This is a genomic window from Pseudomonas sp. GP01-A4, assembly GCF_058780865.1.
Genome location: NZ_JBYSWF010000117.1, coordinates 1 through 12,268, shown reverse-complemented (window position 1 = coordinate 12,268; position 12,268 = coordinate 1). Strand labels below are relative to the sequence as shown.

Genomic DNA, 12,268 nt, shown 5'->3' with positions numbered 1-12,268 from the left:
ACCCCCACCAAACCACCAATCCCGCGCCTGCCCCTGCCCTAGCATTGCACCCACTCAGCCCATCCGGAGTGACCCCGATGACCTACAAACACCCGCTGCTGTTCAAAGCCCTGTGCTACGTCGACGGCCATTGGGTCCACAGCGCCAGTGCCAGCACCATCGCCGTACATGACCCGGCGAACCAACAGTTGATCGGCCACGTGCCGATGCTGGAAAAACCGCAAATTGTCGCCGCAATCGACGCCGCCCACCGCGCGTTTTCCGCCTGGCGTGAACAGAACCTCGATGCCCGCGCCACGATCCTGCGGCGCTGGGCGGCACTGATCCTCGAACACCAGGAGGACCTCGCCCGCATCCTCAGCCAGGAACAAGGCAAACCGCTGGCCGAAGCCCGCGGCGAAATCGCCTATGCCGCAAGCTTCATCCCGTGGTTCGCCGAAGAAGCCCGCCGCCTGTACGGCCAGAATATCCCCAGCCATATCCCCGGTGCACACCTGGGCACAGTCAAGGAACCCGTAGGCGTCTGCGCCCTGCTGACCCCATGGAACTTCCCCTCGGCCATGATCACCCGCAAGGCCGCCGCCGCCCTCGCCGCCGGGTGCACGGTGGTGGTCAAGCCGGCCCATGAAACGCCCTACTCGGCGTTGGCCCTCGCGCAACTGGCCGAAGAAGCCGGCTTCCCGCCGGGCGTGTTCAACGTGGTGCTGGGCGAGCCACAGATGGCCATGCAAACCCTGGTGCAGGACACCCGCGTGCGCTCGGTAAGCTTCACCGGCTCGACCCGGGTCGGCAAGCTGGTACTGCAGGCGGCGGCCCAGGACGTGAAGAAGGTCTCGCTGGAACTGGGCGGCAATGCGCCATTTATTGTCTGCGCCGACGCCAACCTTGAGCTGGCAGTGAGAGTCGCGGTCGAGGCCAAGTTCCAGACCTCCGGCCAGGACTGCTGCGCGGCCAACCGGATCATGGTCGACCGTTCGATCTACGCCGAATTCCTCAGCCGCTTCGCTGCCGCCGTGCGTGAGTTGCGGGTCGGCCCGGCATTGGTCGACGGGCAAGAGCAAAGCGTCGACATCGGCCCGTTGATGCACCAGGCCGCCTTCGACGTCACCGCCGAACGCGTGGCCGACGCCCTGGAGCTGGGCGCGCAACGCCTGGTGGGCTGCGAAGGCCACGCCCTGGGCGGGCTGTTTTACCAGCCAACGGTACTCGCCGACGTGACCCCACAAATGCGCATCTACCGCGAAGAAAACTTCGCGCCGATTGCCGGGGTGCTGCCGTTCGACTCGATTGACCAGGCCATCGAAATGGCCAACGACACCGAGTACGGCCTGGCCGCCTACATTTGTTCCAACCGCCTGGACCTGATCTACCCGCTGATCCGCCGCCTCGACCACGCCATGATCGCGGTCAACGGGGTGAAATTCACCGGTCACCCGATTCCCTTCGGCGGCATGAAAGCCTCGGGCCTGGGCCGTGAAGGCGCCGCCGAGGGCTTCGAAGCCTTTGTCGAAACCAAATACTTTTGCCTGCATCACCAAGGCCAATTCCAAGGAGAGCAACCATGAGCCAAGCATTCAACAGCCTGTTCGAACAAGACCGCGCGCACTTCATGCACCCGTCCACCCACGCCCATGATCACGCCAGCGGCGCACTCAAGGGCCGCATCATCAAGAGCGCCTCGGGCATCCGCATTCGCGACCAGGAAGGCCGCGAATTCATCGATGCGTTTGCCGGCCTGTACTGTGTGAACATCGGCTATGGCCGCACCGAAGTTGCCGACGCCATCTACAAGCAAGCCAAGGAGCTGGCCTACTACCACACCTATGTCGGTCACTCGACCGAGGCAATCATCGAGCTGTCGAGCCGCATCATGGACTGGGCGCCCGAAGGCATGAAAAAGGTCTACTACGGCCTGTCCGGCTCAGACGCCAACGAAACCCAGATCAAGCTGGTGCGTTACTACAACAACGTACTGGGCCGTCCGCAGAAGAAGAAAATCATCTCCCGCGATCGCGGCTATCACGGCTCAGGCATCATGACCGGCAGCCTCACGGGCCTCGCCGCCTTCCATCAGCATTTCGACCTGCCGGAAAAAGGCATCCAGCACACCATTTGCCCGCACTGGTACCGCAAGGCACCGGCGGGCATGGACGAGGCTGCTTTCGTGCGTTACTGCGCCGATGAGCTGGAAAAAATGATCCTCGCCGAAGGCCCGGACACGGTCGCGGCGTTCATTGGCGAACCGGTGATGGGCACCGGTGGCATCGTGGTGCCCCCGGCCGGTTACTGGGCGGCGATCCAGGCGGTACTGAACAAGTACGATGTGTTGTTGATCGCTGACGAAGTGGTCTGCGCGTTCGGCCGGCTGGGCTCGAAAATGGGCAGCCAGCGCTACGGCATGCGCCCGGACCTGATCACCACGGCCAAGGGGCTGACCAGCGCCTATGCCCCGCTGTCAGCGGTGATCATCGGTGAGAAGGTGTGGGACGTGATTGAAAAGGCCTCGACCCACGAAGGCGCCATGGGCCACGGCTGGACCTACTCCGGGCACCCGATCTGCGCCGCGGCGGCGCTGGCAAACCTGGATATCCTGGAACGGGAGAACCTCACGGCGAACGCCGACGAAGTCGGTGGGTACCTGAACCGTCGCCTGCGGGAAACCCTCGAAGGTCACCCGCTGGTGGGCGAAGTACGCGGCGACGGCCTGCTCGCCGCCGTGGAATTCATGGCCGACCGTGAGCAACGCACGCCGTTTGATCCTGCGCTCAAGGTCGGCCCCAAAGTCTCGGCGGCCTGCCTGGAACGCGGGATGATCGCCCGGGCCATGCCACACGGCGACATCCTCGGCTTTGCGCCGCCGCTGATTTTGACCAGGGCGGAGGCAGACCTGATCGTCGACATCACCAAAGGCGCGATCGACCAGGTGGCCGGGGAAGTGTTGGGCTGATGAGTTTCCCTTAGGAGCAAGCTTGCTCGCGATGGTCGTGAACGATAACGTGCTAATCCTGAATTAACGCGTCGTCCTCAGGCTCATCGCGAGCAAGCTCGCTCCTACAGGGTCCGTGCGCCTTTGGAGTTCGTTGCCGATGCACAAGCTTGACCGCTACGACCTGAAAATCCTGCGTATCCTCTCCGAGGACGGGCGCATCACCAAATCGAGCCTGGCCGAGGCCATCAACCTTTCGGTAACGCCCGCCTGGGAGCGCGTGCGCAAGCTGGAAAGTGCCGGCCTGGTCAAGGGCTACCGCGCGGTGATCGACTGGAATCAGGTGTTCAAGAGTCAGCAACTGCTGGTGGAAATCACCCTCGCCCGGCACACCGCCCAGGACATGCGCCGCTTCGAACAACGCATGAGCGACGCCCCCGACGTGGAGTTCTGCTACGCCACCGGCGGCGGCGTGGACTACATCGCAATGATCCGCGCAGCCGACATCGACCAGTACCAGCGTTTCATCGATCAACTGCTGATGGAAGACCTGGCCATCGAGCGCTACTTCACCTATATCGTCACCAAAACCATCAAGACCACCGGCGCGCTGCCGGCCCAGGCGCTGGACGATACGGCCTGTTCCTGATGCTTGTATAACGCCCGTAATCCCGGCAGGATTGCGCCCGTGATCTTCACGGACGAGCACATGATGACCCTGCCCTTTTTCGCCCCCGTACTTCTCACCACCGAACGCCTGGGCCTGCGCCCTCCCCATCAGGATGACTGGCGCGCGCTGTTTGCCATTTGGTCCGACCCCGAGGCCATGCGCTACTTTTCCTTTCCCACCATGACCCGCGCCGAGCAAGCCGTTGAACGCTTCGGCCAACTGATGGAGGCATCGATTGCCGGTGAAGACCTGGTGTGCATGGTGGAGTTGCTGGCCACCGGCGAGGTGATCGGCAGTTGCGACCTGTTCAATGTCGACGAGCAATGCCGCCGCGCTGAAATCGGCTTTACCCTGGGCCGCCAGCATTGGGGCAAGGGCTACATGAGCGAAGCCGCCCGCGCCGTGATCGACCATGGGTTCAACACCGCCGGGCTGCGCCGCCTTGAAGCCGACATTGACCCACGCAACCTGGGCTCCGCGAAGCTGCTTGAGCGCCTGGGTTTCGTCCGCGAAGGCTTGCTGCGCGAGCGCTGGGTGGTCGGCGACGAGATCTCGGACAGCGCGCTGTATGGCCTGCTCAAGCGTGACCGTCCTGCCTGACCCACAACGGGCGCCCCTTCTTCAGGCCGACGATCAGGGCCAAGAGGATCAAGCCCATGGCCTGCCACTGCGAAACCCCGGGGCGCTCACCCAGGATCAGCATTGAGCTGACGATGCCGAACACCGGGATCAGCAGTGACAGGGGCGCCACCCGGGAAACCGGGTACTCGCGCAACAGCAGGTTCCAGCCCCAGTAACAAAAGTGCGTCGCGCCATACACCTGGAACGCCAGCGAGAACAACGCCACGCCGTTCAGTTGAGCAGGCAAAGCGATAAAGGCTTGCGAGCCATCCAGCAGCCACGTCAACAGCACCAGCGGCAACGGCGCAAACAGGCTGGCCCAGACTACGAAGGCAAAGATCTCCCGCACCCCGGAGACCTTGATGATGATATTGCCGATGCTCCAGGCCAACGCGCTGAACAGCACCAAGGCAAACCCCAGCAGCGTGGCCGCGCCCTGCACACTCAACAGCATGCCCACCAGGCCCATGGCCGCCAGCGCCACGCTGATCAATTGCGGCACGGACAGGCTTTCACGAAACAGCAGCACGCCCCAGCCCATGGTGAAAAATGCGCTGAACTGGATCAGCAACGACGCGCTGCCGGGCGGCACGCCCATGGCGATCCCGAGGTTGATCAAGGCCCACATCGCCACCCCGAATATCAAGCCATAGGCCGCCAGCCACTTCACCGCGACCTGGGGCCGGCGCACCAGAAACACCCAGGGCAACGCCGCCAGGGTGAACCGCAGGGCCGTCAGCAACAGCGGGTTGATCTCGGCCAGGCCGAGTTTGGTAATGGGGAAATTGAGTCCCCACACAGCCGTCACCAGGACGGCCAGTAACAGGTGTTTTTGCTTCATCGTGACGGGTCCATTGACTCGGTGGCACGACAGGAGGCCGTGCATCCGACAGATTTTTTCGTAAACCGCGATGGCCCGCCTGCGATTGTGGGTCAACAAAGGCTAGAATCAGGCCATGCCCGATATTCATCCCTACGAAAACACCCCGCGCGACGTGGTCGTGACCGCCATCGACTATGCCGACGGCGAGCTGTTCCCCGCCCACGCGCACCCGCGAGGCCAGTTGGCCTATGCCAGCCAGGGTGTCATTACCGTCTACAGCGCCACCGGTAACTGGGTGGTGCCGCCCTGCCGCGCGATCTGGGTGCCGCCGCATGTGTCCCACGCCATGCTGATGCGCGGGCCGGTGACGATGCTCAACACCTACATTCGCCCGCAGGCGGCGCGGCGGCTGGAGTTGCCGCAACAGTGCCAGGTGCTGGATGTGTCGCCGCTGCTTGGGCAGTTGCTGGAGAAGGCCGTCGAGGTACCTGCGCGTTACGCGATGGGTGGCCGCGACAGCTATTTGATGGGCTTGCTGCTGCACGAGATCGCCCGGATGCCGGTGCTGCCGCTGTGTGCGCCGTTGCCGGCCGAGCCTCGATTGGCGAAGGCCTGCGAAGAGTTCCTGGCCGGGCCTTCGTTGGAAATCGGCATTGATGCCATGGCCCTCGGCGCGGGTATGAGCCGCCGGACTTTTACCCGCCAGTTCCGCCAGGCCACGGGGATCAGTTACCTGCAATGGCGCCAGCAAGCCTGTTTGCTGGCGGCGATTGTGCGGCTGGGCAATGGGGAACCGGTGACCAGGGTGGCGCTGGATCTGGGGTATAGCAGCCCGAGTGCGTTTGCCACGGTTTTCAAGCGTGTGTTGGGTGAGGTACCGAGCCGTTATTTCACCAGGGAGTTGCGGGGGGTGGGTCGCGGTACATATCCGTTATTTAGGTAACGACCACCTAGGATTCCGCTCTTACAGCGGCTCACTTTTGAACAGCCGGAATGCCGGCCCAGTCAAAAGCAAGCAAAACGCTCCTGCCCCACCACTCGGCACCTCGCCTAGGCGCGGTGTGCCTAAGATCAAAAGCTAAAGCGGGCACGGTTCAAATGTGGGAGCTGGCTTGTCGGGTCGCCGCATCGCTGCGATGGCATCAACTGGGTGTACCTGATGCACCGAGTTGTCAGCATCGCCGGCAAGCCAGCTCCTACAGAAGAGCAGCTCTGGCTTTTGATCTGGCATTCAACACTCAGGTCGGCTCTCAGGCCGCCGTGCTCTTGCTTTTGATCTTGATCTGACTGCCCCAATAAGCCCGAGGCCGAACGCAGGTATTGCGGAGCGGGTAAACCGGCAGGGCGCCGGTTTAGCCGCGCCGGGCCATGGATGGCCCGTCGCGGCGGCCCGCGGAGTAATGCCGGAGTGAGGGAACACCGAGCCTAGGCGAGGTGCCGACAGGCGGGGCAGAGCGCTTTGGTTACTCTGCCGCTTTTTGTCCGGTCCGTACACGCTTTTGCAAAGTGACTCGCTGTAAGAGCGAAACCATAGGCGGCCGTTACCTAAATAACGGATATGTACACGCCCCCCAAAAAAACCTCACACCAACCGCTTGATCTGCTTATGCCGCCAAACCAGCCGGTAATAAGCCGTCTGCAACCCCAACATCGCCAGATACGTCACCGGAAACGCCATCCACACCCCTTCCAGCCCAAACCGCGCATTCAGCAGATACGCCACCGGCAACTCCACCCCCAACACGCAAACGATCGAGATCCCCACCGGCACCAGCACCACCCCGCTGGCCCGCATGATCCCGCCCACCACGGCCTGGAAACCGAACACCAGGATGCTCCAGAGCATGATATGCAGCAGGTGCTCGGCCTTGACCCGCGCATCCACGTCGGTAATGAACAACCCCAACAGCCAGTGCGACAACACATACCCCAGCACTATCAACCCACCCGTCAGGCACAGGTTGATCAAAATCCCCGTACGCAGGATCGGCCCGATCCGCTCCAGGCGCCCCGCCCCGATCGCCTGCGCCCCCAGAATCGACGCCGTGATCGCAATCGACAACGCCGGAAACTGCACATAGTTGACGATCTGCGTCACCGCCCCATACGCCGCCGTCGCCTGGGAACCATGGCTGTTGACCAGCGCCAGAATCACCAGCTCCGACAACGACAGCACCACCATCTGCAACCCAGTGGGCAACCCGATACGCAGGACCTTGCCCAGGATCATCCGATCCAGCCGCAGCGCCGCCATCAACTGGCGATCCGGCGCCATCACGTGGTTTTTATGGCGCAGGCGCAGCACCAGGAACGTCATCGCCAGGGCATTACCCACCAACCCCGCCACCACCGCGCTCTGGATACCCATCGGCGGCAGGCCCAGCCAGCCCTTGATCAGCGCAGGGGTCAGCACCAGGCCCACGGTGGTCGACACCATCAGCGCCAATAAGGGCGACACCGTGTCACTCACGCCCCGCAGCAGTTGGGTGAACAGGATGAACACCAGCAACAGCGGCATGATCAGCATCATCATCTGCGCATAACCCACCGCGTCATCCAGCACATCCACCGGTGTGCCCAGGGCCTGCATTGCCGGGCGCGCAAACACGCTGCCCAGCACCGCCGCGATCACCCCGATCAGGGCGCCGAGGGTCAGGGTGGCGCCGGTGATCGACTTGACCATCGAGGTTTCCTGCGCGCCCCACGCCTGGCCGATCAGCACCGAAGCGCCCGCCCCCAGGCCGATCACCAGGGCGATAAAGAAAAACACGATGGGGAACATCCCCGACACCGCCGCCAACGCCTGGGTGCCGAGCATCTGCCCGACATAGATCCCGTTCAGCGTGCCGGAAAAGCTCTGGAGGAAATTGGACAGCACCATGGGTGCCAGAAAGATCAGGTAGATCTGCCACAACGGTCGTTGCTGGGTGACTTCCATGAAGGTTCGGATCTCAATGCAATTAGGCAGGGAAAGCGTTGCGTGACAACCAGGCCAGGTACAACTTCACATCCACCGGCCAGTGCGCGATCCTGTTGGAAAATTCCGCGCCGTCCTGGGCAAACAACGCCCGCGAGGCTTCTTCAAAACCTGGCAGGTCGCCGCCGATGGCGCTCATGAAACGATAGCTGGACTCCTTCGCCTGGCGCCGCTCATCGTGCTCGGCATGGGCGTTGCGCGCTTCGTCCACCAACCGGCGCAAGGCCGCCGAGGCGCCGCCGCGTTGTTGTCCCAGCCACTCCCAGTGCCTCGGCAGCAAGGTCACTTCACGGGCGACCACCCCCAGCTTCGGACGGCCTACAGTAGGTGACGCCGGCACGTCGGCCTGCGTCACCGCGAGGGTCGGTTGCTGCGGTGCGTAACCGGCGGGCCAGGGATAGTCGACTTGAACACCGCTGGCGTCATCAAACACCAGCAAGCTGCCCGTCGCCAGGTCGAGGCTTTTCAGGTTTTTGGCGACGTCGGCATAAGAGCCGGCAGCCACGCGTTGGTGGCCAAGGAAGGCGGTGCACTGTGATGCGCTCATGACTTTTACCCGGATTATTTTGTTTTACCCGGGTTATATTAGTCTGAAATTTATTGGATGCAAGCCGCTTGTTGCGAAACCACCAAACGATCACTGTCGACAGTCGCGCCCATGAGGCCCACCCCCGGGTCGCGCAATACGCATTCGGCAATCGCCGGCTCCAGCTCCACCCGCAATCGGCGGCCCAAGGCGCGGGCGCCGAACCGTACGTCATGGTCGCGGCACAGCCAGGCACGTGCCGATTCATCAAGCACCAATGATCGGTGCTGCGCCGCCAGGCGTTGATTGAGTTTGCCGAGTTCCACCTTGAGCAGCGCCTCAAGCCACTGATGGTCGATGGGCTCGAACATCAGGATACGGTCGATGCGATTGAGAAATTCCGGCTCGAAGTGGCGGTGCAAGGCGTCCTCCAACACCCCCGCTTCACCGCGCCCCCACCAGCGCAACGGGGCAAAGCGTTGCCGGTGCCGACGCGCCTGCTGGGCGCCGATATTGCTGGTCATGAAGATCAGGCTGTTGCGAAAGTCCAGCGTACGAGTGCCGCCCGCCAGCGTCAGCTGGCCGTTTTCAAGGATGCCCAGCAGGCTGCGCACCACCTCCTGGCTGGCTTTCTCCAACTCGTCGAACAGCACGATACCAGGGCGGCTGTAGCTACCCTGGATCAGTTCGCTGTTGAACAGGCTGATGCCCTCCTTGCTGCCGACATAACCCGGCGGTGCACCGGTGAGTGCGGCGGCATAATGCTCCTGGGCCAGGGTGTGCATGTCGATACGGCAGAACCCGTCGGCACGCCCGTGCAACGCCTGGGCCAGCAGCCGGACGATTTCCGTCTTGCCGACCCCGGTAGGCCCCATGAACAGGTTGACGCTCAACGGCCGCTCACGCTCACCGATATCGGCCTTGACCACCTTGAGCAACCCTTCCATTTGGGCCAGGGCTGCGTCCTGGCCAACGATACGGCTGCGCAGCAAGGCCATGACCTGGGCCGGTTCAAAAGTAAACCGCATGCCTCAACCCGCCGTTTTTTCTTTACCGCCATGGGGCAACTGCCCCACCGGGCATTCGGCGACACCGACGGTGCTGCGGGTGAAGGCCTCGACATTCTCTTGGGCCTTTTGCGCGTCCAGCACCCAGGTGCGATAGAACTCGAATGGGCAATCCGCCACGCCCTTGTCCCCATCGCCCGAGGCATGCATGCCGGTGTAGCCACGGTGCAGCAACTTGAACAGATGGTTCTGCGACTGGTCGTTGGCCCGCGCATCGCGGATCTGCGACACCGACAGCTGGGCGTACTGAATGCCCATCTCTTCCTCGCCGCACTCGCCCAGGGTACGGCCATCGAAGCCGATGATCGCCGAGTGCCCGAAGTACGAATACACCCCGTCGAACCCCGCCGCATTCGCCACCGCCACGTAGCAGTTATTAGCCCAGGCCATGCTCTTGGACATCTGCACCTGCTGCTCCTTGGCCGGGTACATATAGCCCTGGCAGCGCACGATCAGCTCGGCGCCTTTCATCGCACAGTCACGCCAGATCTCCGGGTAGTTGCCGTCGTCGCAGATGATCAGGCTGACCTTCATGCCCTTGGGCCCGTCGCACACGTAGGTGCGATCGCCCGGGTACCAGCCCTCGATCGGGCACCACGGAATGCATTTGCGGTAACGCTGGACGATCTCGCCGAGGTTATTGATCAGCACCAGCGTGTTGTACGGCGCCTTGTGCGGGTGCTCCTCGTGGCGTTCACCGGTCAGGGAAAACACGCCCCAGGTATTGGCCTGGCGACAGGCCGCGGAGAAAATCGCCGTCTCCTCGCCGGGAATACTCGCAGCGGTCGCCATCATCTCGTCGTGGTCGTACATGATCCCCATGGTGCTGTATTCGGGGAACACCACCAGGTCCATGCCGGGCAAACCCTGCTTCATGCCGACAATAATCTCGGCAATCTTCTTCGCGTTATCGATGACCTCGGCCTTGCTGTGCAGGCGCGGCATCTTGTAGTTCACGACAGCAACGCCGACCGTGTCCGGGCTGCTGGAAATGTCGCCATGGCGCATTGCAAATCTCCTCGGTCAGTGACTGATCATCCAGGGCCGTGGCCCGGTCCTGGTCTTGAGCCCCAGCGGGTTGGCCTTGCTCGGCACCACCGGCTTGCTGGTGCCACAGCAACTGCAGCCCGCCGGGTGCTTGCGCGCTGCCTGATATTCGCCGACGGTTTGCGGCGCATGGGCGCTGCGCTCGTTACCGGCTATGGCCTTGCGCTGATTGGCCGACAGCGTGGTCAGCGCCGGCGCCGACAGCAGCAACTGCCCGCCCGGGCCGTCGCAATACGGGCATTGGCTGGGTTCGTGACGCTGGGCCATGGGCCGCAGCATCGTGAAGGTGCCGCAGGACTCACAGGCATATTCGTAGGTCGGCATGGCTACAGGTCCGGAGCGATGGGCAGGTCGATGCTGCCGTCGAGGAATTGGGTCGGGCCGCTGGCATTGGGGTTGATGTCGAACTCGAAGATTTCAGTCGGCAGCCACAACGTCGCGCAGGCGTTGGGGATGTCCACCACGCCGCTGATATGCCCCTGCACCGGCGCCGAGCCGAGCAACGCATAACCCTGGGCCGGTGAGTAGCCGAACTTGGTCAGGTAGTTGATCGCATTCAGGCAGGCCTGGCGGTAAGCGACATTGACGTCCAGGTAATGCTGCTGGCCCTGTTCGTCGACGGAGATGCCTTCGAAGATCAGGTAGTTCTTGTAGTTCGGGGTGATCGGGCTTGGCTTGAACACCGGGTTCTTGATCCCGTATTTGGCCATGCCGCCCTTGATCAGCTCGACCTTCATGTGCACCCAGCCGGCCATTTCGATGGCGCCGCAAAAGGTGATTTCGCCGTCGCCCTGGCTGAAGTGCAAGTCGCCCACCGACAGGCCGGCGCCGTTGACGTACACCGGGAAATAGATCTTCGAGCCGCGGGACAAATCCTTGATATCGCAGTTGCCGCCATGCTCACGGGGCGGCACGGTGCGGGCACCGGTGGCGGCGGCATCATCACGGGCCGAGCCCTTGAGTTTGCCCATGTGCGCGGTGGCGGCCAGCGGGGCGTTGGCCAGGGGTGGGACGCGGGTTGGGTTGGTGTCGATCAGCTCCTGCTCGCGACGATTCCAGTCGGCGAGCATCACCGGGTCGGGCAGGCAGCCGATCAGGCCGGGGTGGATCAGGCCCGCAAAATTGACGCCCGGGATGTGCCGGGAGCTGGTGAACATGCCCTTGAAATCCCAGATGGCTTTTTGCGCGCTGGGGAAGTGATCGGTGAGAAAGCCGCCGCCGTTCTGGCGCGAGAAGAACCCGTTGAAGCCCCACTGGGAGTCGGCCTTGGCGCCGATGTCGAGCAGGTCGACCACCAGCAAGTCGCCGGGTTCGGCGCCGTGTACGCCCACCGGGCCGGAGAGGTAATGTACGGTGGAGAGGTCGACGTCGCGCACGTCGCTGGCGTCGTCGTTGTTCTTGATGGCGCCGGCGGTCCAGTCGTAGGTTTCGAGGATGAAGTCATCGCCGGGTTTGACCCAGCAAGCCATCGGGATGTCCGGGTGCCAACGGTTGTGGATCTGTTCGTTTTCGGTGACGGGTTGGTTGAGGTCGACTTTGATCAGGGTGTCGGTCATCGAGGTGCTCCCGGAGGGTGGGTTGGCTGTCGGGAGCAGTCTCACGGGGATGGGG

12 protein-coding genes are annotated in these 12,268 nt (G+C 63.0%); 5 read left to right on the top strand and 7 right to left on the bottom strand.

The genetic code is table 11. The features are described from left to right. Positions 1 to 77 precede the first annotated feature (77 nt). The 4 genes from AC3WKX_RS33255 (at position 78) to AC3WKX_RS33240 (ending at position 4,196) form a co-directional block, all read left to right on the top strand. Positions 78 to 1,565: an NAD-dependent succinate-semialdehyde dehydrogenase gene (locus tag AC3WKX_RS33255; protein ID WP_003219471.1), complete on the top strand. Its 1,488-nt coding sequence runs from the start codon at positions 78 to 80 to the stop codon at positions 1,563 to 1,565. Beyond that, complete coding sequence (locus AC3WKX_RS33250) at positions 1,562 to 2,947, top strand: aspartate aminotransferase family protein (RefSeq protein WP_003219469.1); 1,386 nt, start codon at positions 1,562 to 1,564, stop codon at positions 2,945 to 2,947. The genes AC3WKX_RS33255 and AC3WKX_RS33250 overlap by 4 nt, the downstream gene beginning before the upstream one ends. 139 nt (positions 2,948 to 3,086) lie before the next feature. Then, a complete protein-coding gene (locus AC3WKX_RS33245) occupies positions 3,087 to 3,575 on the top strand; it encodes an Lrp/AsnC family transcriptional regulator (RefSeq protein ID WP_003219468.1) in 489 nt (162 codons plus the stop codon). Positions 3,576 to 3,635: 60 nt separating this feature from the next. Next, positions 3,636 to 4,196 (top strand): GNAT family N-acetyltransferase, encoded by a 561-nt coding sequence (locus tag AC3WKX_RS33240; RefSeq protein WP_236260826.1) that lies wholly within the window; start codon positions 3,636 to 3,638, stop codon positions 4,194 to 4,196. On the opposite strand, the gene AC3WKX_RS33235 is transcribed toward AC3WKX_RS33240, so the two are convergent. Beyond that, complete coding sequence (locus tag AC3WKX_RS33235) at positions 4,174 to 5,058, bottom strand: EamA family transporter (RefSeq protein WP_087693085.1); 885 nt, start codon at positions 5,056 to 5,058, stop codon at positions 4,174 to 4,176. The two genes, AC3WKX_RS33240 and AC3WKX_RS33235, sit on opposite strands and share 23 nt — an antisense overlap. 115 nt (positions 5,059 to 5,173) lie before the next feature. On the opposite strand from AC3WKX_RS33235, the gene AC3WKX_RS33230 reads away from it, so the two are divergent. Beyond that, complete coding sequence (locus AC3WKX_RS33230) at positions 5,174 to 5,983, top strand: AraC family transcriptional regulator (RefSeq protein WP_102606508.1); 810 nt, start codon at positions 5,174 to 5,176, stop codon at positions 5,981 to 5,983. A gap of 639 nt (positions 5,984 to 6,622) precedes the next feature. Here AC3WKX_RS33230 and AC3WKX_RS33225 read toward each other — a convergent pair. Genes AC3WKX_RS33225 through fmdA form a run of 6 tightly spaced genes read right to left on the bottom strand, consistent with a single transcriptional unit; the run spans position 6,623 to position 12,213 of the window. After that, positions 6,623 to 7,978 (bottom strand): MATE family efflux transporter, encoded by a 1,356-nt coding sequence (locus AC3WKX_RS33225; protein ID WP_102606512.1) that lies wholly within the window; start codon positions 7,976 to 7,978, stop codon positions 6,623 to 6,625. A 22-nt stretch (positions 7,979 to 8,000) separates the two neighbouring features. Next, entirely contained in the window at positions 8,001 to 8,564 is a 564-nt protein-coding gene (locus AC3WKX_RS33220; RefSeq protein WP_102606511.1) for a DUF2239 family protein, read from the bottom strand. Positions 8,565 to 8,614: 50 nt separating this feature from the next. Further along, the gene (locus tag AC3WKX_RS33215; protein ID WP_102606510.1) at positions 8,615 to 9,571 is read right to left on the bottom strand and encodes an AAA family ATPase; all 957 of its coding nucleotides are present in this window, start codon (positions 9,569 to 9,571) and stop codon (positions 8,615 to 8,617) included. Between the two features lie 3 nt (positions 9,572 to 9,574). Then, complete coding sequence (locus tag AC3WKX_RS33210) at positions 9,575 to 10,618, bottom strand: aliphatic amidase (protein WP_003218599.1); 1,044 nt, start codon at positions 10,616 to 10,618, stop codon at positions 9,575 to 9,577. A gap of 15 nt (positions 10,619 to 10,633) precedes the next feature. Continuing rightward, entirely contained in the window at positions 10,634 to 10,981 is a 348-nt protein-coding gene (locus tag AC3WKX_RS33205; protein ID WP_008432727.1) for an FmdB family zinc ribbon protein, read from the bottom strand. A 2-nt stretch (positions 10,982 to 10,983) separates the two neighbouring features. Continuing rightward, complete coding sequence (fmdA, locus tag AC3WKX_RS33200; protein ID WP_003218608.1) at positions 10,984 to 12,213, bottom strand: formamidase; 1,230 nt, start codon at positions 12,211 to 12,213, stop codon at positions 10,984 to 10,986. Positions 12,214 to 12,268 lie beyond the last annotated feature (55 nt).